The organism is Pseudoalteromonas sp. NCIMB 1079, from assembly GCF_040567695.1.
Lineage (GTDB): Bacteria > Pseudomonadota > Gammaproteobacteria > Enterobacterales > Alteromonadaceae > Pseudoalteromonas > Pseudoalteromonas distincta.
This window is the reverse complement of record NZ_JBEWZA010000001.1, coordinates 575,379-597,277: the sequence shown is the minus strand read 5'-3', so window position 1 is coordinate 597,277 and position 21,899 is coordinate 575,379. Positions and strand designations below refer to the sequence as shown.

General features: G+C 40.4%; 29 protein-coding genes and 1 pseudogene. 6 read left to right on the top strand and 24 right to left on the bottom strand.

The features are described from left to right. Positions 1 to 478 precede the first annotated feature (478 nt). The 18 genes from rplQ to ABX891_RS02690 all read right to left on the bottom strand — a co-directional run bounded on the left by rplQ (position 479) and on the right by ABX891_RS02690 (position 11,198). On the bottom strand, positions 479 to 880 hold the full coding sequence (gene rplQ, locus ABX891_RS02775; RefSeq protein ID WP_002959450.1) for a 50S ribosomal protein L17: 402 nt from the start codon (positions 878 to 880) through the stop codon (positions 479 to 481). A 39-nt stretch (positions 881 to 919) separates the two neighbouring features. Then, entirely contained in the window at positions 920 to 1,906 is a 987-nt protein-coding gene (locus tag ABX891_RS02770; RefSeq protein ID WP_002959452.1) for a DNA-directed RNA polymerase subunit alpha, read from the bottom strand. A 24-nt stretch (positions 1,907 to 1,930) separates the two neighbouring features. Further along, positions 1,931 to 2,551, bottom strand: coding sequence for a 30S ribosomal protein S4 (rpsD, locus tag ABX891_RS02765; protein WP_002959461.1), 621 nt, complete (start codon positions 2,549 to 2,551; stop codon positions 1,931 to 1,933). 21 nt (positions 2,552 to 2,572) lie between these two features. Further along, positions 2,573 to 2,959, bottom strand: a complete 387-nt coding sequence (rpsK, locus tag ABX891_RS02760; protein ID WP_002959471.1) for a 30S ribosomal protein S11 — start codon at positions 2,957 to 2,959, stop codon at positions 2,573 to 2,575. 12 nt (positions 2,960 to 2,971) lie between these two features. Next, positions 2,972 to 3,328 carry a 30S ribosomal protein S13 gene (gene rpsM, locus ABX891_RS02755; protein ID WP_002959473.1) on the bottom strand — a complete coding sequence of 119 codons (357 nt, stop codon included), beginning with the start codon at positions 3,326 to 3,328 and terminating at the stop codon, positions 2,972 to 2,974. 125 nt (positions 3,329 to 3,453) lie between these two features. Continuing rightward, positions 3,454 to 3,567, bottom strand: a complete 114-nt coding sequence (gene rpmJ / locus ABX891_RS02750; RefSeq protein ID WP_002959476.1) for a 50S ribosomal protein L36 — start codon at positions 3,565 to 3,567, stop codon at positions 3,454 to 3,456. Positions 3,568 to 3,589: 22 nt separating this feature from the next. Then, a complete protein-coding gene (gene secY, locus ABX891_RS02745; protein ID WP_002959478.1) occupies positions 3,590 to 4,918 on the bottom strand; it encodes a preprotein translocase subunit SecY in 1,329 nt (442 codons plus the stop codon). A 10-nt stretch (positions 4,919 to 4,928) separates the two neighbouring features. After that, positions 4,929 to 5,363: a 50S ribosomal protein L15 gene (gene rplO, locus ABX891_RS02740; RefSeq protein ID WP_002959480.1), complete on the bottom strand. Its 435-nt coding sequence runs from the start codon at positions 5,361 to 5,363 to the stop codon at positions 4,929 to 4,931. 4 nt (positions 5,364 to 5,367) lie between these two features. After that, positions 5,368 to 5,550: a 50S ribosomal protein L30 gene (gene rpmD, locus ABX891_RS02735; protein ID WP_002959482.1), complete on the bottom strand. Its 183-nt coding sequence runs from the start codon at positions 5,548 to 5,550 to the stop codon at positions 5,368 to 5,370. A 2-nt stretch (positions 5,551 to 5,552) separates the two neighbouring features. After that, positions 5,553 to 6,059: a 30S ribosomal protein S5 gene (gene rpsE / locus ABX891_RS02730; RefSeq protein ID WP_002959485.1), complete on the bottom strand. Its 507-nt coding sequence runs from the start codon at positions 6,057 to 6,059 to the stop codon at positions 5,553 to 5,555. A gap of 9 nt (positions 6,060 to 6,068) precedes the next feature. Beyond that, complete coding sequence (rplR, locus tag ABX891_RS02725) at positions 6,069 to 6,419, bottom strand: 50S ribosomal protein L18 (protein WP_002959486.1); 351 nt, start codon at positions 6,417 to 6,419, stop codon at positions 6,069 to 6,071. 9 nt (positions 6,420 to 6,428) lie between these two features. Further along, positions 6,429 to 6,962, bottom strand: a complete 534-nt coding sequence (gene rplF, locus ABX891_RS02720; protein ID WP_002959488.1) for a 50S ribosomal protein L6 — start codon at positions 6,960 to 6,962, stop codon at positions 6,429 to 6,431. 13 nt (positions 6,963 to 6,975) lie between these two features. Further along, positions 6,976 to 7,368 carry a 30S ribosomal protein S8 gene (gene rpsH / locus ABX891_RS02715; RefSeq protein ID WP_002959491.1) on the bottom strand — a complete coding sequence of 131 codons (393 nt, stop codon included), beginning with the start codon at positions 7,366 to 7,368 and terminating at the stop codon, positions 6,976 to 6,978. Positions 7,369 to 7,389: 21 nt separating this feature from the next. Beyond that, positions 7,390 to 7,695 carry a 30S ribosomal protein S14 gene (gene rpsN, locus ABX891_RS02710; protein ID WP_006794245.1) on the bottom strand — a complete coding sequence of 102 codons (306 nt, stop codon included), beginning with the start codon at positions 7,693 to 7,695 and terminating at the stop codon, positions 7,390 to 7,392. Between the two features lie 10 nt (positions 7,696 to 7,705). Next, on the bottom strand, positions 7,706 to 8,245 hold the full coding sequence (gene rplE, locus ABX891_RS02705; RefSeq protein WP_010554915.1) for a 50S ribosomal protein L5: 540 nt from the start codon (positions 8,243 to 8,245) through the stop codon (positions 7,706 to 7,708). A gap of 16 nt (positions 8,246 to 8,261) precedes the next feature. Beyond that, positions 8,262 to 8,576, bottom strand: a complete 315-nt coding sequence (gene rplX / locus ABX891_RS02700; protein WP_002959496.1) for a 50S ribosomal protein L24 — start codon at positions 8,574 to 8,576, stop codon at positions 8,262 to 8,264. 10 nt (positions 8,577 to 8,586) lie between these two features. Beyond that, positions 8,587 to 8,955: a 50S ribosomal protein L14 gene (rplN, locus tag ABX891_RS02695; protein WP_002959498.1), complete on the bottom strand. Its 369-nt coding sequence runs from the start codon at positions 8,953 to 8,955 to the stop codon at positions 8,587 to 8,589. Between the two features lie 272 nt (positions 8,956 to 9,227). After that, positions 9,228 to 11,198, bottom strand: coding sequence for an AsmA family protein (locus ABX891_RS02690; RefSeq protein ID WP_354628858.1), 1,971 nt, complete (start codon positions 11,196 to 11,198; stop codon positions 9,228 to 9,230). A 232-nt stretch (positions 11,199 to 11,430) separates the two neighbouring features. On the opposite strand from ABX891_RS02690, the gene ABX891_RS02685 reads away from it, so the two are divergent. The 4 genes from ABX891_RS02685 (at position 11,431) to ABX891_RS02670 (ending at position 14,341) form a co-directional block, all read left to right on the top strand. Then, positions 11,431 to 11,850 (top strand): hypothetical protein, encoded by a 420-nt coding sequence (locus ABX891_RS02685; RefSeq protein WP_354628857.1) that lies wholly within the window; start codon positions 11,431 to 11,433, stop codon positions 11,848 to 11,850. A gap of 8 nt (positions 11,851 to 11,858) precedes the next feature. Continuing rightward, positions 11,859 to 12,059, top strand: coding sequence for a helix-turn-helix transcriptional regulator (locus tag ABX891_RS02680; RefSeq protein WP_002959505.1), 201 nt, complete (start codon positions 11,859 to 11,861; stop codon positions 12,057 to 12,059). A 155-nt stretch (positions 12,060 to 12,214) separates the two neighbouring features. After that, the gene (locus ABX891_RS02675) at positions 12,215 to 13,378 is read left to right on the top strand and encodes a hypothetical protein (RefSeq protein ID WP_024606326.1); all 1,164 of its coding nucleotides are present in this window, start codon (positions 12,215 to 12,217) and stop codon (positions 13,376 to 13,378) included. Positions 13,379 to 13,654: 276 nt separating this feature from the next. Further along, entirely contained in the window at positions 13,655 to 14,341 is a 687-nt protein-coding gene (locus tag ABX891_RS02670) for a TorF family putative porin (RefSeq protein WP_033020855.1), read from the top strand. 54 nt (positions 14,342 to 14,395) lie between these two features. Here the strand turns inward: ABX891_RS02670 and ABX891_RS02665 are convergent, their stop codons facing one another. The 4 genes from ABX891_RS02665 to ABX891_RS02650 form a co-directional block, all read right to left on the bottom strand. Then, positions 14,396 to 14,731 carry a Bor/Iss family lipoprotein gene (locus ABX891_RS02665; RefSeq protein WP_182738358.1) on the bottom strand — a complete coding sequence of 112 codons (336 nt, stop codon included), beginning with the start codon at positions 14,729 to 14,731 and terminating at the stop codon, positions 14,396 to 14,398. Then, positions 14,728 to 15,039, bottom strand: a complete 312-nt coding sequence (locus ABX891_RS02660) for a Bor family protein (RefSeq protein ID WP_165744191.1) — start codon at positions 15,037 to 15,039, stop codon at positions 14,728 to 14,730. Before ABX891_RS02660 ends, ABX891_RS02665 begins: the two co-directional genes overlap by 4 nt. A gap of 172 nt (positions 15,040 to 15,211) precedes the next feature. Continuing rightward, positions 15,212 to 18,790 carry an ABC transporter permease/M1 family aminopeptidase gene (locus ABX891_RS02655; RefSeq protein WP_354628856.1) on the bottom strand — a complete coding sequence of 1,193 codons (3,579 nt, stop codon included), beginning with the start codon at positions 18,788 to 18,790 and terminating at the stop codon, positions 15,212 to 15,214. A gap of 9 nt (positions 18,791 to 18,799) precedes the next feature. Next, positions 18,800 to 19,681, bottom strand: a complete 882-nt coding sequence (locus ABX891_RS02650) for an ABC transporter ATP-binding protein (RefSeq protein WP_354628855.1) — start codon at positions 19,679 to 19,681, stop codon at positions 18,800 to 18,802. Positions 19,682 to 19,925: 244 nt separating this feature from the next. On the opposite strand from ABX891_RS02650, the pseudogene ABX891_RS02645 reads away from it, so the two are divergent. Further along, positions 19,926 to 20,545: pseudogene (locus tag ABX891_RS02645) on the top strand (nitroreductase family protein). On the opposite strand, the gene ABX891_RS02640 reads toward ABX891_RS02645, so the two are convergent. After that, on the bottom strand, positions 20,538 to 20,846 hold the full coding sequence (locus ABX891_RS02640) for an ArsR/SmtB family transcription factor (protein WP_024594836.1): 309 nt from the start codon (positions 20,844 to 20,846) through the stop codon (positions 20,538 to 20,540). The pseudogene ABX891_RS02645 and the gene ABX891_RS02640 sit on opposite strands and share 8 nt — an antisense overlap. Positions 20,847 to 21,132: 286 nt before the next feature. Between ABX891_RS02640 and ABX891_RS02635 the strand changes: the two genes are divergently transcribed. Then, the gene (locus tag ABX891_RS02635) at positions 21,133 to 21,477 is read left to right on the top strand and encodes a rhodanese-like domain-containing protein (RefSeq protein ID WP_354628853.1); all 345 of its coding nucleotides are present in this window, start codon (positions 21,133 to 21,135) and stop codon (positions 21,475 to 21,477) included. A gap of 15 nt (positions 21,478 to 21,492) precedes the next feature. On the opposite strand, the gene ABX891_RS02630 is transcribed toward ABX891_RS02635, so the two are convergent. After that, positions 21,493 to 21,894 (bottom strand): DUF1801 domain-containing protein, encoded by a 402-nt coding sequence (locus ABX891_RS02630; RefSeq protein WP_354628852.1) that lies wholly within the window; start codon positions 21,892 to 21,894, stop codon positions 21,493 to 21,495. Positions 21,895 to 21,899: the final 5 nt, after the last annotated feature.

The following is a 21,899-nucleotide window of genomic DNA, read 5'->3' as shown; positions in this document are numbered from 1 at the left end:
AGTCGTGTTACTAAAATCATTTGAAATAGTCAAAAGCTGAGATTTAAATTCATTGGGCTATATTTTTATTTGAGAAGTGAGTTTACTAAGGCCCCAATGGTTAGCTTTACTATGAGGTTCTTAGTACCGGTATATAGATAAGAGAGCGACCCTTATATCTTCTGATCAGCTCTAATCAATAAAAACTTCGTTAGGGATTGCTTAATGGTAGTTAAATTCGAAGTGCTATTATTAATAACGGTAAATCACTATATAAAGTAAAAATGCTCTTTAACTAAAACCGGATAGGCTATTTTGGATCGATGGTAAGTAAAGGATAACTAGGCAGAGCTATTAAAATAACTGTAAAAACAACCTATCGATTCAGAATCTATGAGTCGATGCTCATAATAGAAGGTAATTACTGGTTCATATAGTTTGACAAATTTTAGGCAAGAAAAAGCCGAGCATAAGCTCGGCTTTTAGGTTTCTTTAAGACTTACTCTGCAGACTGTGCGTCTTCTTGAACTGCTTCGCTAGTCGCTGGGCGACCAACTAGTTCAATATAAGCCATTGGTGCATTATCACCAGTACGGAAGCCACACTTAAGAATACGAGTGTAACCACCTGGACGATCCGCGTTACGTGGACCGATTTCACTGAATAATTTACCAACAACTTCATTATCACGCGTGCGAGCAAACGCTAAACGGCGATTTGCTACACTGTCAGTCTTAGCCAGTGTGATTAAAGGTTCAATTACACGACGTAACTCTTTCGCTTTTGGCAAAGTAGTTTTGATGATTTCATGTTTCACCAAAGAACCTGCCATATTGCTAAACATCGCTTTACGATGGCTACTGTTACGGTTTAATTGACGACCACTCTTACGATGGCGCATGACCCTATCCTTCTAACTAAACTAATATAGTGATTTAGATTATTCAGCTAAGCTTGCAGGTGGCCAATTTTCTAGGCGCATGCCTAGAGAAAGTCCACGTGAAGCTAGCACGTCTTTAATTTCAGTTAGAGACTTCTTACCTAAATTAGGCGTTTTAAGAAGCTCAACTTCAGTGCGCTGAACTAAATCACCGATATATTGAATTTGCTCGGCTTTCAAACAATTTGCTGAGCGTACTGTTAATTCAAGATCATCAACTGGACGAAGTAGAATAGGATCGAATTCTGGCTTCTCTTCTTTCTCTTCTGGCTCAGTTACATCACGTAAATCTACGAATGCATCTAATTGCTCAGCTAAGATAGTAGACGCACGGCGGATCGCTTCTTCTGGATCTAAAGTGCCGTTTGTTTCCATATCAATGATTAACTTGTCTAAATCTGTACGTTGCTCAACTCGAGCTGATTCAACCGAGTACGCAATACGTTCAACTGGGCTAAATGATGCATCAAGCAACAATCTACCAATTGGACGCTCATCGTCATCAGAGGATAAACGACTAGATGCCGGCACATAACCACGACCACGTTCAACACGAATACGCATGCTGATCTCGCTGTTATTTGTAGTTAAATTACAAATAACGTGATCTGGATTAGCAATTGTTACATCGCCATCGTGCTGAATATCAGCCGCAGTAACAGGGCCTACACCAGATTTAGTCAGGGTCAGAAAAACTTCATCTTTGCCTTCTAACGTTACTGCTAAACCTTTAAGGTTTAATAGTATTTCAATGATGTCTTCTTGAACGCCTTCTTTCGCGCTGTACTCATGTAATACACCGTCGATTTCAACTTCAGTTACTGCACATCCAGGCATAGATGAAAGTAATATACGGCGTAAAGCATTACCCAGAGTATGGCCAAAGCCACGCTCTAATGGTTCTAAAACTATTTTAGAACGCGTTGGGTTGATAGCGTCGATGTCGACTAACCTTGGTTTTAGAAATTCTGTAACAGAACCCTGCATTTTATCCTCTCTTAACTCTTAACTTTACTTAGAGTAAAGTTCGACGATTAGTTGTTCATTAATGTCCGCAGACAGGTCTGAACGCTCAGGTAGACGCTTAAAGCTGCCTTCCAATTTCTTACCGTCAACTTCAACCCAAGTCGGCTTTTCACGTTGCTCAGCCAACTCTAGAGCAGCGATGATACGTGCTTGCGTCTTAGACTTCTCACGGATTACAACAGTATCTTCTGGAGTAATTACGTATGAAGGAATGTTCACAACACGACCATTAACTAAAATCGCTTTATGGCTTACTAACTGACGTGCTTCTGCACGTGTGCTAGCAAAACCCATGCGATATACAACATTGTCTAAACGTTGCTCTAAAAGCTGTAACAAGTTTTCACCTGTGTTGCCTTTAAGGCGAGCAGCTTCTTTGTAGTAGTTACGGAATTGCTTTTCTAATACACCGTAGATACGACGTACTTTTTGCTTTTCACGTAATTGTAAACCGTAATCAGATAAGCGACCTTTACGAGCGCCGTGCTGACCAGGTGCAGTCTCAAGTTTACACTTAGAGTCGATAGCTCTTACGCCGCTCTTAAGGAACAGGTCAGTACCTTCACGACGACTCAGCTTGAGCTTAGGGCCCAAATATCTTGCCATGTTATTTCTCCTAACCTATTGTTAAACGCGACGTTTCTTCGGTGGACGACAACCATTATGTGGTATTGGCGTCACGTCAGTAATGTTGGTAATACGGTAACCAGCAGCATTCAAAGCACGTACAGCAGATTCACGACCTGGACCTGGACCTTTAATGAAAACTTCTAGATTTTTTAAACCGTATTCTTGAGCAGCAGTACCTGCACGCTCTGCAGCAACCTGAGCAGCAAATGGTGTAGATTTACGTGAACCACGGAAACCTGAACCACCGGCAGTAGCCCATGATAGTGCATTACCTTGACGGTCGGTAATCGTTACAATAGTGTTGTTGAAAGACGCATGAACATGAGCCATACCATCAGCAACTTGTTTTTTAACCTTTTTACGACGAATTGGTGTCTTAGCCATAATACTATCCCCTTATCGCTTAATAGGCTTACGAGGACCCTTACGGGTGCGCGCGTTAGTCTTAGTTCTTTGACCACGTAGTGGTAAAGAGCGACGGTGACGTAGGCCACGATAACAACCAAGGTCCATTAGGCGCTTGATATTTAAAGTAACTTCACGACGAAGATCACCTTCAACAGTGTACTTGCCAACTGCATCACGCAGTACGTCAAGAATTTCGTCTGAAAGTTCACCGATTTTTGTGGTTTCGGCGATACCAGTCGCTTCTAAGATAGCCTTAGAGCGAGTCTTACCTATGCCATAAATAGCTGTTAAACCAATAACTGCATGTTTATGATCAGGGACGTTAATGCCAGCAATACGGGCCACTAACACATCTCCTATATTCGAATTTGGTAATCAAAAGTTTGAAAAGCCCGTAAGGATACTCAAACGAAGACCAAATCACTACTAAAAACACAGGCCGAGAAAACTCAGCCTGCACGACTGTTTACTTAGCCTTGCCTTTGCTTATGCTTAGGCTCACTGCAAATTACGCGTACTACACCAGCACGTTTAATAACTTTACAGTTACGGCATATTTTCTTAACGGAAGCACGTACTTTCATTGCTCAACTCCGTAAACTGACCTTATCGACCGTAGCCTTTAAGGTTCGCTTTTTTCAGCACAGAATCATACTGATGAGACATCAGGTGAGTCTGTACTTGTGCCATAAAGTCCATGATTACTACAACGATAATCAAAACTGATGTACCGCCGAAGTAGAATGGCGTTTGCCACGCCATCGTCATGAATTCAGGCACCAGACAGATAAAGGTTATATACAAAGCACCTGCCAATGTCAGGCGTGTCATCACTTTATCAATGTATTTAGATGTCTGCTCACCTGGACGAATACCTGGGATAAATGCGCCAGATTTCTTAAGGTTATCTGCTGTTTCACGCGGGTTAAAAACCAACGCTGTGTAGAAAAAGCAGAAGAAGATAATAGCCGCAGCTAAAACAAGCGAGTACAACGGTTGACCTGGAGTCAACGTAGTAGCAACAGCTTGTAATACATCAGCGACTGGACCTTCACCTTGGCCGAACCAGCTAGCAATTGTACCAGGGAACAGAATTATACTGCTAGCGAAGATTGGTGGAATAACACCCGCCATATTTACTTTTAGTGGTAAATGCGTGCTTTGGGCAGCAAATACTTGACGACCTTGTTGGCGTTTAGCGTAGTTAACAACAATACGACGTTGTCCACGTTCGAAAAACACTACAAGATAAGTAACAGCGAATACGATTACCGCAACCATCAACAGTACAAAAACATTCAAATCACCTTGGCGCGCCATTTCGACTGTCGAACCAATAGCAGACGGCAAGTTAGCTACAATACCAACAAATATTAAAACAGAGATACCGTTACCGATACCACGCTCTGTTATTTGTTCACCCAACCACATAAGGAACATAGTACCAGTAACTAAACTCACCACAGCGGTGAAATAGAAACCCATACCAGGGTTAACAACTAACCCCTCCATCATGCCCGGTAAGCTAGTAGCAATACCGATTGATTGAATAGTAGCTAGCACAAGCGTGCCATAGCGTGTGTACTGGCTAATTTTTTTACGCCCTTGCTCACCTTCTTTCTTAAGCTCTATAAACGGAGGATACATATGCGTTAATAGTTGCGTAATAATCGAAGCCGAGATATACGGCATAATACCCAGTGCTAACACTGAAGCTCGCTCAAGTGCACCACCACTGAACATGTTGAACATTTCAACAATGGTGCCCTTTTGTTGCTCGAAGAAATCGGCAAGTACAGCGGCGTCAATCCCAGGGATCGGCACAAATGAACCTAGACGGTAAATTATGATAGCACCCAATACGAAGAGTAATCGGCGCTTCAATTCCGAAAGTCCACCTTGTGCACTTTTTGTATCTTGACCTGGTTTAGCCATTAGTACTTCCTTAGTCTTCTACCTTGCCTCCGGCAGCTTCAATAGCTTCGCGAGCACCTTTAGAGGCTTTAAGGCCTTTAACGGTAACAGCGCGTGAAACTTCGCCAGATTTAACAACTTTAACGAAAAGAACGTTCTTTTTAACTAGACCAGCTGCTTGTAACGCGCTTAGGTCTACCACATCGCCTTCAACTTTAGCGATTTCAAAAAGGTTTATTTCTGCAGATACTAAAGATTTGCGAGAAGTAAAACCAAATTTAGGTAGACGACGTTGCATAGGCATTTGACCGCCTTCAAAACCAACGCGTACTTTGCCGCCAGAACGTGATTTTTGACCTTTGTGACCACGACCACCAGTCTTACCTAGACCAGAACCGATACCACGACCAACACGTTTTGGAGCAGTTTTTGAACCTGCAGCAGGTGAAAGTGTATTCAAATGCATCGAATTAACCCTCTACCTTAACCATGTAAGAAACCTTGTTTATCATACCACGTACACATGCTGTGTCTTCTAACTCAACAGTGTGGTTGATACGACGTAAACCAAGACCGCGTAATGTAGCTTTATGTTTCGGTAAACGACCGATAGAGCTTTTTACTTGTGTTACTTTTACAGTTTGATTTGCCATGGTTACCCCAGTATTTCGTCTACGCGAAGGCCACGTTTTGCAGCGATTGACTGTGGAGAATTCATATTCTCAAGAGCCGAAATCGTTGCACGCACTACGTTGATTGGGTTAGTAGAACCGTAACATTTAGAAAGTACGTTCTGAACACCAGTCACTTCTAGTACTGCACGCATAGCACCACCTGCGATGATACCAGTACCTTCAGAGGCTGGTTTCATGAACACTAGTGAGCCAGCATGACGTCCCTTAACAGGATGCTGTAATGTATTGCCATTTAGGTCTACATTGATCATGTTGCGACGTGCTTTTTCCATTGCTTTTTGAATAGCAGCTGGAACTTCACGTGCTTTACCATAACCAAAACCTACTTTACCTGCGCCGTCACCAACTACAGTTAGTGCAGTAAAGCTAAAGATACGACCACCTTTAACTACTTTAGACACACGGTTCACCGCGATTAGCTTTTCAGCTAGATCAGGCTGTTGTTGCTTTGCTTCTACGTTAGCCATAGTCTACTCCTAGAATTGCAAACCGGCTTCACGCGCAGCATCAGCTAGCGCCTTCACACGGCCGTGATATTTAAAGCCACTGCGATCAAAAGCAATCTTTTCGATGCCTTTGTCAGCCGCACGTTCAGCAACCGCTTTGCCAACTGCTTGCGCAGCTTCAACGTTACCGGTGCCTTTAACTGTTTCGCTAATAGCCTTTTCAACAGTAGAAGCAGCAGCCAGTACATTACCCTCAGCATTTACAACTTGAGCGTATATGTGACGTGGCGTGCGGTGGATAACAAGACGCGTTGTGCCTTGTTCAATATAATTTCTACGAGTGCGTTTAGCACGACGTAGACGAGCTGTTTTTTTATCCATCGTCTTACCTTACTTCTTCTTAGCCTCTTTACGGCGTACATTCTCATCTGAATAACGAACACCCTTACCTTTATAAGGCTCAGGTTTACGGTATGCACGAATGTTAGCAGCTGTTTGACCAACTAACTGCTTGTCTACGCCCTTAACTAGAACTTCTGTTTGGCTTGGAGTTTCAATCGTAATTCCTTCAGGAACTGCGAAATTAACTGGGTGTGAGAAGCCAAGAGTTAAATCTAATGTTTTACCCTTCGCTGCAGCACGGTAACCCACGCCTACTAACTGAAGTTTCTTCTCGTAACCTTCATGCGTACCAACAACCATGTTGTTGATTAGAGCGCGAGCAGTACCTGCTTGAGCCCATGCATTAGCTACGCCATCACGAGGTAAAGTAGTAATAACGTTGTCATTAACTTGTACTTCAACAGCGTTGTTGATTGTACGAGTAAGTTCACCGTTTTTGCCTTTAACTGTGATTTCCTGGCCTTTTAATGTAACTTCTACACCGGCAGGAACAGTAATTGGTGCCTTTGCTATGCGAGACATAGTTCCCCTCCGATTAAGCTACAAAACCAATGATTTCACCACCAACACCAGCACTACGTGCTGCGCGGTCTGTCATTAGGCCTTTAGAAGTTGATACGATAGCGATACCAAGACCACCCATTACCTTAGGTAATTGGTCACGTTTCTTATAGATACGTAAACCAGGGCGACTTACACGCTGGATATTTTCAATTACAGCTTTGCCTTCGAAGTACTTCAACTCGATAGAAAGCTCAGGTTTAGTTTCGCCGTTAACAGCGAAATCTACGATATAACCTTCGTCTTTTAGTACTTTAGCTAATGCTACTTTCAGCTTTGAAGTTGGCATCGTTACAGATACTTTCTTCGCTGATTGACCGTTACGAATTCGTGTGAACAAATCCGCGATAGGATCTTGCAAGCTCATAGTCTTACTCCCATGATTCTATTACCAGCTAGCCTTTTTAAGGCCAGGAATTTCACCGCGCATAGCTGCTTCGCGAACTTTAATACGGCTCATGCCGAATTTGCGAAGGAAACCATGTGGGCGGCCCGTAATGTTACAACGATTACGTTGACGTGCAGGGCTAGAATCACGTGGTAAAGCTTGTAGCTTAAGTACCGCGTCCCAACGATCATCTTCAGATGTGTTAACATCACTGATGATAGCTTTTAGTGCAGCGCGCTTTTCAGCGTACTGAGCAACTAGTTTTGTGCGCTTTGCTTCGCGCGCTTTCATAGAATTCTTTGCCATAACCCTACCCTTATTTCTTAAATGGGAAGTTAAACGCTTCTAACAACGCACGGCCTTCCTCATCAGATTTCGCAGAAGTAGTGATAGTAATATCCATACCGCGTACACGGTCTACTTTATCGTAATCGATTTCTGGGAAGATGATTTGTTCACGTACGCCCATGCTGTAGTTGCCACGTCCATCAAAAGACTTTGCACTTACGCCACGGAAGTCACGAATACGTGGGATAGCGATTGATACCAAACGCTCAAAAAAGTCCCACATACGCTCGCCGCGTAGGGTTACTTTACAACCAATCGGGTAGCCTTCACGCACTTTAAAGCCAGCAACAGATTTGCGTGCTTTAGTGATTAAAGGTTTCTGACCAGAGATTGCTGCTAGATCCGCTACTGCGTTATCTAAAATCTTCTTGTCAGCTAGGGCTTCGCCCACGCCCATATTCAATGTGATCTTTTCGATCTGAGGGACTTGCATGACAGAGCTGAAACCAAACTTCTCTTGAAGTTCAGCAACTACTTTGTCTTTATATACTTCATGCAGTTTCGCCATCATTCTACTCCAACTATTAGATAGTTTTACCAGTAGATTTAAAGATACGTAATTTCTTACCATCTTCAATCTTGAAACCTACACGATCAGCTTTACTCGTTTCCGAGTTGAAGATCGCAACGTTTGATGCATCCATAGATGCTTCTTTCTCAACAATGCCGCCAGCTTGGTTCAATTGTGGAACCGGCTTTTGGTGTTTCTTGATCAAGTTTATGCCTTCGACAAAGATTCGACCAGATTCAGTAACAACTGAAAGCACTTTTCCGCGCTTACCTTTGTCTTTACCTGCTAGTACGATTACTTCGTCATCACGACGTATTTTTGCTGCCATGATTGGCTCCTTACAGTACTTCTGGGGCTAGTGAAACGATTTTCATGAACTTATCATTACGAAGTTCGCGAGTCACAGGGCCGAAAATACGTGTACCAATTGGCTGTAAGTTATCATTTAAGATAACAGCAGCGTTGCTGTCAAAACGGATCAGAGAACCATCTGGACGGCGAACACCTTTTCTGGTACGCACAACTACCGCGTTTTTAACATCACCTTTCTTCACTTTACCGCGAGGAATAGCTTCTTTTACAGAAACTTTAATGATGTCGCCAATCGCTGCGTAGCGACGGTGAGAACCACCAAGGACTTTTATACACTGCACTTTGCGAGCGCCGCTGTTATCAGCAACTTCCAGCTGAGTTTGCATTTGGATCATGTTAATGACCTCCGGTGTAGTAATTACAACGTGTCTTAAATTTGTTTAAAATCAAGACATTTCGATTAAATCCCACTCAAAAACAAACGAGTTGTCTCTTAAGGGCGGGCAATTGTACCAGCATTGAGGGGGTAGCGATAGGTTATTTTTTAATTAATTTGGAGTGATGGGAAATTAAAGCTGAGTAATTACGGCTATGTAGCTATTTTACAGGTGGTTACAAAACAAACAAGGCACCTGTAATGTGCCTTGTTTGTTTAAAGTATAATAAATTAACCAAATAAACCTTTTAATTTATCTTTAATTTTATCTTTTGCTTTGTCTTTGGCTTTTTCTTTTGCCTCATCGACCTTCTGCTTAGCTTCATCTTTGAGCGCATCACCAACATCTAGCTTTATACCTACATCGTGGAAAGGCCCTTTTATACGTAGTGGTATTTTAAAGCCAGTGCTGTCATCAGTAGTTCCCTGACCTTCGATAGATCCAACTATACCTGTAACCAAACGATAGTTGACCGTTGTTTGCGGTAAATCAACGTCGCCTTCACCTGATATTCTAATAAGTGGGCTGATAAGTGATAGGTCGGTATTTTTGCCAACGCCATTAGTAAAGTTAAAACTTCCAGTTAATGCTGAAAAATCTGTTTGCTCAGATTCTTCAAATCCGGTATCAAGCCCTTCAGATGCAGCACCAAAGTTACCTGAAATAAGTTCCTTACCTTTACGAACCATCTCAGCTATATTTGCACCTTTTACAGCTCCATCAGCAAACTCAAATCCAAGCTTTCCATTAAGCGCACCAATAAACGACTTTTGACTTTGGCCAGTTGTGTTTAGGTTCCAATTTAAAGACCCTTTACCCATTAGCTTGTCAAAACCTGCCGCATCCGTTAATAAAGGCTGTGCATCTATTCCAGCTAAGTCAAAGTTAGTTGATATTTTATAAGGTACTTGCTGTGCGTTTATATTGATAACGCCTTTACCTGACCCTTCATAAGCAGAAAAGCTATCTAGGCTTAGTTTTGCAACGCTATTTTTTAAAGCAACAGTAAATTGATTTGCGCCTAATTTAATATCATTTGCTTTTAATCCACTTGAACGAATCACTACATTTGCATCTAGTGAATTTAATGCACTTAAATCAATTTTAGTGTCATCCCATACTATTGGCTCTGCAGGTTTATCTTCTTGCTCTTCTGGCTCTTCTTGTTTTGCCACTGCTTCAGGTAAATACGGGTTTAAGTCAAGCATACCTAAATCAATATCAGCATTTACTGCTAAACGCTTACCTAGGTTAAGCTCGCTCTTACCTTTTATTTCTAATGCGTCTAACGTCGCAACTAAATCTTCTAGATTAAATTTCTCACCTAGTAGGTGCATTTTACCGTTTACACTAAATCCGTTAAATGCATTGTCTTTAGCGTCTAGCTCTACACCTTGCCATTTCGCAATACTTTTAACAGACTCACCGCTTAGTGCTAACTGACCTTTAATATCTTGGCCTTGCTTAGCTATGCTCCCTTCGAACGTTAAATCAACTAAACGAGAATCTAAAGTTTGTTTAACATTAAAAGTAGCACCTTCAATTGCTTTAGCAGGAGTATCTAGTTTTATATCAAGATCAAAACGCTCTTGCATATAAGTAATACCCCCTTTTACTTCTAATGTTTTACGAAGTGAAGGAAGTAAAATAGCGAGTTCTAAATCGCTAACTTGTTGTTTGGCACCTGTTTGACCATCTAGATAAGTGAATGTGCCGCCATAAATAGCAACCTCACCTAACTCAATATCAAAGTTATCTGGAAGCTTTATCGCTTCACCTGGTTGGCTCTGCTCTTTTGGTTGCTCTGCAACTGCATCAAACAACTGCCAATTGGCTTTACCATTTTTGTCGGTTTCCAATAGGATATTTGGTTCGTTTATAACAAACTTATCTAATTTAAACTCACCACCAAATAATGAAAACCAAGGTATGTGTACAGCAAGCTGTTTCATACTCGCCATATCGGCGCGCGAACCTGATTCCATATTTGCAAAATGCACGTCGTTAAGTTCTAACTTTAATGCAGGGAATACGCTAAGTGTTTTATCACCTTTAATGGTAAGAGTGCGCCCAGTTGTTTGTTCTACCTGTTCTGAAACTTTGTTAAAAATAGTATCAGTAGGGATTAGAAACGGTGCGGCAACAATTAGTGCTATACATAGTAAAAGTATTACACCTACAATTTTAAGTAAGGTTTTCATGATCGTCCTTTAAAACGTGCAAATAATGTTCTTATCATAGCGAGTGTTAGCCTTAAAATCATTGTCGTTCTGATAAAAAAGCTTTTTATTAGATATTACATTCCCATCCTGAATCGCCCCTGAAACATTTTGATACCTTTAGGTTACAAATAAATATTGACCCAATGAAACCTTAAGGTTACATTGATACCTACAGGTTACATATTGTAAAAATTTTAAAAGGAAATGAGCTATGTCTAATTACGATATTAAAAGTGAAGAAAAATTTATGGGCCAAAATGCATGGTTTTCATTATTCATGGGGGTCACTTTATTAATCATTAGTGTTTACCCAATGCTTAATCAAACATCAGCCCCACTATTGTTTTTAGGAACTGCTGCTTTTTTAGGTTCATTCTTTATGTTTGTGATCAGAGGCGGGTTTACATGGAGAATGAAATACCACCTTACATATAAAGATAGGTATTTAAATACCATCGACACTATTGCCTATAAACATGTCGTGCTTGGCTTACTTTTTAGTATGGGTGGCGTGTACTTACTCTCCGATACTCTTGCTTTAGAAGTATCTCACAGCATGATGGCTACATCATGCCTTGCTGTAATGAGTTTAATATACGGCGTATCAATTCTTTGGCAAAGCAAAGATTAGGAGCAAAAGTGCAAAATAAAATTGCAAAATACCGCAAAGAAGCAGGCCTTTCTCAACAAGACTTGGCTGATCTAATTGCGGTTTCACGTAAGACTATTAGTACAGTAGAAACGGCACGATTTACCCCTTCGGTAATAATTGCTCTAAAAATAGCAAAGCATTTTAATACCTCAGTTGAAAGTCTCTTTGTACTAGATAAAAATGATTGATACATGTTAAAACGTTGGCCTCATTCTATTAGCAAAAACGCCGATTTAGCTACTTCAATTACAACGTATGGAGGACAGCGCTGTTGTTATTAGCGTAATTGCGCTAAAATAGACCAGCAAAAAAATATATATCTAAACCGGAGATTCTACAAGGCATGAAAAAACTGCTAATTTCACCGTCAAAAATGACGCTAGGCGAACAAGAAAATCAAATCTATCAGAACATTCTGAAGCAATCTTCAGAATTAAGCCTTAACCTTATGGCCGTGAAAGTAGAAAACCACCCTGATGATTTTTTACCTTGGTGTTACGAATTGCTAAGTGCAAGTAGAGATCGTATGAACTACGATTTACTAGAGCCGCAGCAATTACCAGTACTTAAGAAGCTACACGATCAGCTTATTTCAGCTATCAGCTTTTTACAGGTTAAAACTTTACGTATTGCTCCGTGGCCTGTAGTAAGTGTATTTGTAGAACAACACAAAGACGTTATTGCTCTTGATGAACAGCTTCGCTTAGTAGACTACATTAAGAGCATTCGTGAACAATCTCTTAAAGATATGATTCCTGAAGATTTACTTGCGTTTAGCGGTAAGCACATGGCATCACTTGATCCAAGCACATATAACTTTGACGTTGAATGGTTTGCATCAACAAAAAGTGCGAAGAGCTTTCATCAAATGCTTGGCGATTTACCAGGTGCCTTTGACGATGCACTAGTAAATATTCCACTTGAAGGTGACATTACTCAATACGAATATCAACAATTTGTTGCTGCTTATTCAAAAATATTCACCGACAATAATGAAAAACCAACACTTGCGCCTGCAACACGACTGCTTGCAATGCGTCGCCCTGATATATTTACTCCGATCACAAACAATCGGTTAGATGCATTATGCGGTGCCCTTGGTGTTTCTAAACTTAAAAATAGTGATTTTGAGCGTTACTGGCAAGATATTGTAAAAGGTATTCAAGCTATGTCATGGTACAAAATGGCTAAACCTAGTAATGAGTTAGAAGAACAATTAGTTGCTATTAAAGCGCTAATCCCATGTTTCTTTCACTATGCTGATGCTAAAACACCAGATAACTCTAACTACATCAAACTGTTAAGTAAGCCTAAACGAACTACAACTACGACAGGTAAAACTCAGCGTAGAGGTAAAGAGTCTGCAGAAATTTTAGTAGACCGCGCACTTGCTGCTGACGATATTCCTGAGCACATTCGCAGTAAGCGCGATTCAATTGTGAGTGAAGTTCAAAAAGGTCGTAGTGTAAACGAAACAATTAGCCTTATGCGCACTATATTTGGCTAAAAACTTCTAATTTAGTCGTACTTTTATGGTGCGGCTAGGTTAATTTATGCACCAGCAGTGTGCGCAACATCTTCCTACATACCATATCTCTTCTCAATCTATAAAATACAAGCTCATGTTTTTAATGTATAAAAATAATTTTCAATAAAAAATAATGAAGCTGGCACATACAGTGCAATTATCTCGTTAGTTAAACAATAAAAAGCCGTCAGCCTAAAGGTTCCGAATACATAATAAAAACCTTGGCGAGCAAAAATCATATAACGGGAAATGGACATGCTAAAACTAAAAAAAACCATTGCTATAGGTGCTATAGCATTAATGGGCGCAACATCTTTAACGTCAACAGCCGTACATGCTGAAGTAACTGCTAATGCAGCGGCAACATCAAACTACTTATGGCGTGGTCAAGAGCAAACTGGGGGCGATGCAGCTATTTCAGGCGGTATTGATTACGCCAATGAATCGGGCTTTTATGCAGGTACTTGGGCTTCAAACGCATCGTGGGCCGATGAAATGACCTATGAGCTTGACTTATATGCAGGCTTTGGTGGCGACATTAACGAAAGTGTTAGCTACGATGTTGGCTATATTTATTACGCTTACCCAGATGCCGCTTCTGAAGCTGACGCCGATTTCTCTGAAATTTACGGTAGCATTAGTGTTGAAGGCTTCACATTTGGTGCTTCAGTACTTGCAACATCAGCTGCAAGTGGTGATGGTACAGACTTTGGTGATTCACTTTACCTGACAGCTGACTACGGTTTTGCTGTTGGCAGTAACGGCACTGAAATGGCACTTCACTTAGGCCACTACTCTGGTGACTTTATTGGCGATGATAATATCTTAGATTACGGTGTATCAATTTCGAAAGATGGGTTCACTTTTGGTTTATCTGATACAGATATGGATGACTCAGATATTAAAGCTTACGTTGCTTATTCTGTAGACTTTAATTTATAAGAAAGAATGTGTTACTTGCTGCGACACGAAGGGCCTTTTGGCCCTTTTCTTGTTTTATAGCTGTTTTGCTTTAAATGGTACCTTATTACATTGTACTTCTACTGTTTTAGGGTACCAAGCTGGGCCAATTTGATTCACAACCACCTCAGCTAAACCATTAGTAAACGATTTATACGTATGAACGCTTTGCCACTCCCCTTGTGGGCAATGTTTTGTTAAATCTAACGGCTCTGATCCCTCGTACAACGCAAGTGCAAAATTATGATGCCACTGTGAACTTTTTAGCGTCTTATTGCTTACTTTGCTCTGCATACCGTTATCAAAGTAAATATTTGTACACCCCGTTAAAATAATCAGTGTGCAACCGGCTGCAAATAGCTTGATGCTCATAATGTCTCCCCTAGTACTTGCTCTTGGCACCACACTTTAATGGTATGAGGCGAGTATATTCCAAGCGTAATTAAACTCAGCGCTCCATCACTAAACGTTTGCTGTGACTGCATTTGAATAACCGGTGTATTTGAACATATTTGTTTTACGTCTACCCGCTGCTCACCCACTAATCCCCATAAATAAAATGGGCGGCTATCTTCGTAATTAGCTTGGCTCGTTATTTTTGCTGTTGCCCGTGGCTGAATGGTTACCGCAGAACAAGCACTGAGGCTTAATGCTATCGCCCCTATGATTAATGGTTTCATACTCTTCCTTATAAACTAAATACCAGTAAGGTAACTTTATAAGAGAACATAAAATATTAGCGTAAAAAGCTGTGGGGAATATGTAGAAACGCTATGAAGTTTTATACAGTTTATTACACATAAATGCGGCCTTTAAAGTAGTCAGTTTAAGTCCTTAGTAAATAAATAGACTTTAAAAGGTAGCTAAGTTGTTTTTACTGTCTTTATCGACCAGCTTAATGTAAGGATCAACCCCCGCAAATAATGGTTTTTCTTTTACTTTTAGCTCAATAGTATTGGTACCAGATACTATTTGATGCTTTTTCGAGTAAATAACAAAGTCTTCAGCGAGTAAGTTTTCAGGGTCGTCGCTAAACAATGCAATATCAATTAGCTCATCGAGCGGCTGCTCAGTTTCTTCACCTTGTCCATCGGCATGCTGCTTAGTTGCTTCAACGCTCAGTGTTACTGTATAAAAACCTTCGCCATCAACATCATCTGTAACCGACACTTCTTTCATTTCAAGCTCATAAAGCGTTATATATTTAAACTGATCATCAATAAAACGTTGTTCAGCTTGTGTTGCATCTCGCTTTAAATAACTAAGTAAATCAAGTGTGGTTGGATATGGCGTTGATTGATATTTAAACTCATTCAAAAACGCTTTAAGTGCTGCATTTAAGCGTACTTCACCTAATCGATCATAAATCGCCATCATCGCAACTGAGCCTTTATTGTAATGAAGGTATTGTTGAGCCTGCGTTTTATATAGTGGCATTTCTTCAAAGGCTTCGCCAGTACGGCCCATTAAGTATTTATCTAACTCGTACTTTAAGAATTTACGGAGCTTCTCGGCGCCAAAGCGTTTTTTTAGCACCATAAGCGCACTGTACTGGGAAAGTGTTTCAGAAATAACAGCACTACCCTCTACATTAGCCCCTGATACTTGATGCCCCCACCATTGGTGCGCAACTTCATGTGCGGTTACATAGTAAGGTAGGTCAACTTTACTCTCATCTCCTAGGTCTGTAATAAAACCAATACTTTCTGAGTAAGGTACCGTATTGGCAAAACTTTGTGCAAACGAGCGATACTTAGGAAACTCAATAATACGTAACTGCTTATGCTGATACGGGCCAAAGGCTTGTGTGTAGTAATCTATTGAGTCTTGAACTGACTCAATCATGCGGTCAACATTCCATGCATGATCTTTGTGGTAGTACACCTCAATATTTACCCCATTATGCTCAACCTTTTTACTTTCAAGCTCTGCCGAAAGCACAGAGTAAAAGTTTATAATTGGAGCATCCATTTCATAAACAAAGGTGCGGCGTCCATCTTTTACACTCTCACTTTTTAAGTAACCTGGTGTAATAGCAAATTGTGACTCATCGGTGGTTACCGTTGCCTTATAGTTTATAAACCCATTAGCAGGCCCAAACTCATTTTGCGTATAATAACGGCTGTCTTCTAGTTTATGTGCGCGCTCAAGTTCAGGTAACTCGTGCTTACGGCGCTCATACTTGTCAGCAATTTGAAAATACTTTTGATAACCAAAATTTGGTAATAATTCTCCATTATTTACAAATGTACCGTTGTGCACGAGTTGAGTATCAGATCTTCTATCAACAAAACCGTCGTGTTCACGAGAAACTGAGAGCTCGCCTTCTCGCACTTCATTGGGCATTAGCGGTTGTTCAAACTCAAACCATACCATGCCAAAATCGGTTAAACGCTCTACTATTTTTCCGCCCGCCATTTTTACATCCCAGCTTTTAGATTGGCTAGGCTCGTTGATTAACACACGGGTTATTGGCTCGTTTGCGGTATTGGTAAACTTAATTTTAGCCACGGCATTTAAAGCACGCTTTTTAGGATAAATATCAATGTTTAAATCAACATCAGTTATTATAGGCAGTGGCAAGTCTTTGTATTGTGAAAACTCTTGCTCATACCTTACTTGTAGCGCTTCGTTATCATCACTTGTTACAAACTCGTTGATTACACGGGTGTTGTAATAAATGTTATAACCCGCGCCCACAAATACCAATAAACTTATAACGGATGCAATCTGGCCTTTTAAAGACATGTTGTAACGTACTAAAGATAAACGAGTACGCAATGTTTGCGACGGGCCGCGATACCATAAAGCAAACCCTACAATAGCTAAAAACACACTCAATGCCCCCCAATATAGGGTATACCAATGCGCGCCTTGTAAAAAATGTCCATAACCATTTATATCAGAGTACGGTACGCTACTGCTTTGAGAAAAATGATACATATGATGCTCAAACCCGTAAGCACCCATTACCATTTGAGCAATGTAATACAGAATAAATAAACCCATACCTATGTATTTATTAGGGCTAATTATTTGTAAAAAGAACGCCAATATAGCCATCATAATTAAAGGCAGTAATGTAAGGTAACCCAACCTAAATAAGTACTGGCCAAGCTCTAGGTTAAATTGCCCCTTAAACAGTTGCACTGCAATGGTAAACATCATGCCTACTAAATAAAGGCCACAAACTGCAGTGATTAACGCAATAATTTTAGATACCCAAAACACACTGTTATGCACTGGGAAACTGTCAACAATATCACCCATACCACTTTGGCGTTCTCGCCAAACCAGCTCTGCGCTGTAATAAGCAATAATGATAAACATAAACAAAGCGGAGGAGTTTTGAATTATGCCCACCGTGTTTTGTGTGAGCGGCCAATCCGTTGTGCCATATGCGCCAATAGGTGCAAAAAGTGGTGCGAGTAACATAGTAATACTGACACCCGCTAAAATCATAAAAGGGGCACTTAATATAACTTGCTTAAGTTCAAATAAGCTGCGCATTACTAATTGCGATTTCGTATTTACCCCTTTTGACTTGTAATTTTTAGCGCTGCTAATAAGTGCTGCTTGTTTATTTTTTACAAACGTAGAGACAGCAAATTGCTTTTTCTGTTTTTTAGTGACTACGCGATTACCTAACTTTCCGAGGCCAAAAAACATCGCTAAACTTATTGCTACCCATAAAATACGGTTAATTAAAAAATCGCCCGAAAGCGTTAACACTTCAGTATTTTTATCACTTACAGTCCAGTAACGGGTTAAGTCAATTAACGACCCTGTGCCAAATGGGTCTGCGTAAACAACAATATTTCTAAACGCTAAATCATCAAAATAGATACTCGCCAATTGGTAGGTTATATAAACCACCACGGCCGTTACATATACCGCCATCATGGTTTTAAAATAGACCGCCACACTATTAAAAATAGCACTGAGGACCAATAAGCTTGGCACTGCTAAATATAAAAAAGGCGCTGCGTAATATATAAACTTATTGGGGCCTACTAGCTCGCTATCGAGCCAGCCAACCAACAAGCCAAATTGAGATCCTAAACACACGCCTAATGGCACAGTTAAAAAAACAACTAGCACAACCAAGTAAGCACCAAAAAAACGTCCTGATTGATAAGCAAGCGGGTTAACGGGCTTACTAAACACCAGCTCATCCATTTTGGTCTCGCTGTTGCGAATCGCTGAGCTTGCAACAAAGTTAACCACTAAAAACATAGCAAGCGTACAAAAGGTAACCGTTAAAACCATAATGGTATAAGGCGAGTTCATATGAACATTAGCCCCACCTAACGGAAACTTACTACTGGAGCTTATAAAAAACGCCATAAAAAAGAATATTAATGAGGTCACATAAAACGAAGGCTGACGCATAAAATAGCGCAGCTCAAACGCGAGCATATTAAAAAACATAGCGCCCCCTTATGCTACTTGGCTGTTACGATGATTAAGCAACGTAGAAAAATACACATCTTCTAGGTTTGCACTGCTGAGCTCAAAACCTTCAGGGGCTTCATTGGCTAATACGTGTAATATGGTTTGCCCAGCAAATAAGCGTTTTGAAATAACAGGCAGCTGCGGTTCAAGCTCTAGCGCTTCTTCTTGGCTCATGGCTTTGCGCCAAATTTGGCCTTGGAGTTTATCGGTAAGGGCAATTGGATTGCCCTCTAATAGTATTTTACCGCCTGCCAGCACCGCCATGTTTGGGCAAAGCTCTGCTACATCTTCAACAATGTGGGTCGATAATATAACGACTTTTTGCTCGCCTAAGCTTACTAACAAGTTATGAAAACGATTACGCTCTTCAGGATCTAGCCCCGCTGTTGGTTCATCAACGATAAGTAAGTCGGGGTCACCTAGTAAGGCTTGTGCAATACCAAAACGCTGGCGCATACCGCCCGAAAAGCCACTTACCGCTTTTGAGCGATGTTGATATAAATTAGTATGTGCAAGTAATCCTTCAACCGACTCTTTACGCTCTGCTTTATTATGAATTCCCTTTAAAACAGCCATATGGTCTAGCAAGTCGTAGGCACTTACCCGTGGGTATACACCAAAATCTTGCGGTAGGTAACCTAAACGTTGGCGCAAAGCCTGTGGGTCTTTAAATACATCAATGCCATCAAAAGTAATTGAACCTGAATCAGTCGACTGCAGTGTTGCAATGGTACGCATTAGCGATGATTTACCTGCGCCATTTGGCCCAAGTAATCCAAACATCCCTTTGCCGATAGATAAATCAACACCTTGTAGTGCATGTACGCCGTTATCGTAGGTTTTAGATAACCCTGTTATTGATAGCATTTTTACTTCCTTGAATATGAGTAATTATTTTTATAATGTTTTATACCACAAGAAAAATAGGAACATAAGTTACTTACTGGTTAGATTTGTAACAACAAATAAACATAATTTAAACTCATAACACTTGCCTGCACTGTATTCACTCGGTATAAAAACCACATATACTTTTTATAAGAAGCGAAAAGCCATGCAAGATCACTAAAGCCAGCCGTTAAATGACTTTATAGAATATCCACATGAAGAAATGCTAAATCGTGCTAACGAGTTTTTACAAACCAGCCAACGCCGCCATAGCATTCGCAGCTTTAGCGATCGCCCAGTACCAAAAAATATTATTGAAGCATGTATAAAAGCAGCTGGCACAGCACCAAGTGGAGCGAATCATCAGCCTTGGCATTTTGTGGCTATAAACAGTAGCGATGTAAAAAACAAATAAGAGAAGCCGCAGAAAAATTAGAGCGTTCTTTTTACGAAGGCAGAGCAGGTGAAGAATGGTTAGATGCGCTAAAACCGTTAGGTACCGACGCCAATAAACCTTATTTAGAGCATGCACCTTGGCTTATAGCTGTATTTAGTCAAAAAAAGGGGGGCGTAAGCACCGATGATAAAAATACGAATTATTATGTGCATGAGTCTGTTGGCTTAGCTACCGGCTTTTTAATTCAAGCTTTGCACCGCAGTGGTTTAGCAACCCTTACTCATACTCCAAAGCCAATGAGTTTTTTAACCGACATATGTAATCGCGATAGAGATAACGAACGCCCATACATGCTACTTATTACAGGCTACCCAAGTGATGATGCATCAATACCTGCTCATGCACTGGATAAAAAATCACTCGATGAAATAGCTACGTTTATTTAGTATTTTCTGCTCGGCAAAACCACTCATATAGCAAAGCAATGATCGACTCAACTTTTGGGTCGGTCAACGAGTAATAAATAGTGTGCCCTTCTCTGCGAGTAGCAACCATATCTGCCTTGCGTAAACTTGCTAAATGCTGAGATAACGCTGACTGTGCTAAAGGTACATTTTTATTTAGCTCACCTACACTTTGCTCACCTTGTAATAAACTACATAAAATCATTAAGCGATTTTTGTTAGCCATTAATTTTAAAAACTGTTCGGCTTGCTCTGCGTTGACAGCTAGTTGTTCAATATTCATTTTTATTATTTCTCTTTTTGATACCTTTTTAAGTATAGACTTTTACATTAGTAGGTTCTAATATAATTAACATTAGACTTTACTAATATTAAGGCAATCACAAAATTAACGATGCCGTTTTATTAATCGGCGGAAGTGCTGTGGCAGTATCCGCGCTATTAAGTTACTTTGTATAAAGTAACTTTCAGTTTTTAACGTTATTTATAAGTATTAACTCAATTCAACCTACTTATACCAAGTAGCACCTATTAATGTCTTTTTTAAGAAAAAGAGGATTTACAAACTAATGCTTACATCAATCCCTGACTTACTAAAAATTATCACACCTAACCAACGCCGTATTGACGCAGCGCAAGCAAAACTCGAGCTTGAACAAAATAAAGGTTTACTTATTGATGTGCGAGAACCTGCAGAGCACGCGACAAAATCGGCTGCCGGCGCTATAAATATTCCGCGTGGATTACTCGAGATGAAACTGATGGAAATAGAAAAAGACGCAGCTCGCCCTATTTACGTGCACTGCGCAAGTGGTGCGCGCGCATCGTTGGGAGCAGAAGCGTTAACGCGTGTGGGTTATGAAAACGTAACCGTTATTACCTGTGACGCAAACCAAATATGTAGTGTGTTTTAAACATCAACTGAATACTTATAATGATGCGCCTAGTAAAGGTAGGCGTTTAACTTTGTGATAAGTCAGTGCTAATTTAATACACGCTTTAACTGGGTATTCTGGTAATGGCTTTTCACTATTTAATACAATTGCCCGGTTACCTTCGAAAGTGAGAGTGTGGGAATACAACTCTCTAAATGTGCTTACTAGCTTTGATTGGCAATGAAAAAACAAATAACACGAGGAGCCCTTAGAGCCTACGCGAATGGGGCTGCCATTTATTGTGTTATAACTTGGCTCTCCCCACTTTAAAGACTCTTCAACAGCTCCTAAGTTTTGCTCTTGTGCTACGGTATAAATTAACTCTCGTAATTTTATAAGCTTACTTTTTGCTATCTCAGGATAATTATTAAATATATTTTCTATTTCCGTATTCATAAAAA

Coding starts and splice junctions, on each gene's coding strand:
- rplQ (WP_002959450.1), bottom strand. CDS start 880: ATGCGCCATCGTAAGAGTGGTCGTCAATTAAACCGTAACAGTAGCCAT.
- ABX891_RS02770 (WP_002959452.1), bottom strand. CDS start 1,906: ATGCAGGGTTCTGTTACAGAATTTCTAAAACCAAGGTTAGTCGACATC.
- rpsD (WP_002959461.1), bottom strand. CDS start 2,551: ATGGCAAGATATTTGGGCCCTAAGCTCAAGCTGAGTCGTCGTGAAGGT.
- rpsK (WP_002959471.1), bottom strand. CDS start 2,959: ATGGCTAAGACACCAATTCGTCGTAAAAAGGTTAAAAAACAAGTTGCT.
- rpmJ (WP_002959476.1), bottom strand. CDS start 3,567: ATGAAAGTACGTGCTTCCGTTAAGAAAATATGCCGTAACTGTAAAGTT.
- secY (WP_002959478.1), bottom strand. CDS start 4,918: ATGGCTAAACCAGGTCAAGATACAAAAAGTGCACAAGGTGGACTTTCG.
- rplO (WP_002959480.1), bottom strand. CDS start 5,363: ATGCATTTGAATACACTTTCACCTGCTGCAGGTTCAAAAACTGCTCCA.
- rpmD (WP_002959482.1), bottom strand. CDS start 5,550: ATGGCAAATCAAACTGTAAAAGTAACACAAGTAAAAAGCTCTATCGGT.
- rpsE (WP_002959485.1), bottom strand. CDS start 6,059: ATGGCTAACGTAGAAGCAAAGCAACAACAGCCTGATCTAGCTGAAAAG.
- rplR (WP_002959486.1), bottom strand. CDS start 6,419: ATGGATAAAAAAACAGCTCGTCTACGTCGTGCTAAACGCACTCGTAGA.
- rplF (WP_002959488.1), bottom strand. CDS start 6,962: ATGTCTCGCATAGCAAAGGCACCAATTACTGTTCCTGCCGGTGTAGAA.
- rpsH (WP_002959491.1), bottom strand. CDS start 7,368: ATGAGCTTGCAAGATCCTATCGCGGATTTGTTCACACGAATTCGTAAC.
- rpsN (WP_006794245.1), bottom strand. CDS start 7,695: ATGGCAAAGAATTCTATGAAAGCGCGCGAAGCAAAGCGCACAAAACTA.
- rplE (WP_010554915.1), bottom strand. CDS start 8,245: ATGGCGAAACTGCATGAAGTATATAAAGACAAAGTAGTTGCTGAACTT.
- rplX (WP_002959496.1), bottom strand. CDS start 8,576: ATGGCAGCAAAAATACGTCGTGATGACGAAGTAATCGTACTAGCAGGT.
- rplN (WP_002959498.1), bottom strand. CDS start 8,955: ATGATCCAAATGCAAACTCAGCTGGAAGTTGCTGATAACAGCGGCGCT.
- ABX891_RS02690 (WP_354628858.1), bottom strand. CDS start 11,198: ATGAAAACCTTACTTAAAATTGTAGGTGTAATACTTTTACTATGTATA.
- ABX891_RS02685 (WP_354628857.1), top strand. CDS start 11,431: ATGTCTAATTACGATATTAAAAGTGAAGAAAAATTTATGGGCCAAAAT.
- ABX891_RS02675 (WP_024606326.1), top strand. CDS start 12,215: ATGAAAAAACTGCTAATTTCACCGTCAAAAATGACGCTAGGCGAACAA.
- ABX891_RS02670 (WP_033020855.1), top strand. CDS start 13,655: ATGCTAAAACTAAAAAAAACCATTGCTATAGGTGCTATAGCATTAATG.
- ABX891_RS02665 (WP_182738358.1), bottom strand. CDS start 14,731: ATGAGCATCAAGCTATTTGCAGCCGGTTGCACACTGATTATTTTAACG.
- ABX891_RS02660 (WP_165744191.1), bottom strand. CDS start 15,039: ATGAAACCATTAATCATAGGGGCGATAGCATTAAGCCTCAGTGCTTGT.
- ABX891_RS02655 (WP_354628856.1), bottom strand. CDS start 18,790: ATGTTTTTTAATATGCTCGCGTTTGAGCTGCGCTATTTTATGCGTCAG.
- ABX891_RS02650 (WP_354628855.1), bottom strand. CDS start 19,681: ATGCTATCAATAACAGGGTTATCTAAAACCTACGATAACGGCGTACAT.
- ABX891_RS02640 (WP_024594836.1), bottom strand. CDS start 20,846: ATGAATATTGAACAACTAGCTGTCAACGCAGAGCAAGCCGAACAGTTT.
- ABX891_RS02635 (WP_354628853.1), top strand. CDS start 21,133: ATGCTTACATCAATCCCTGACTTACTAAAAATTATCACACCTAACCAA.
- ABX891_RS02630 (WP_354628852.1), bottom strand. CDS start 21,894: ATGAATACGGAAATAGAAAATATATTTAATAATTATCCTGAGATAGCA.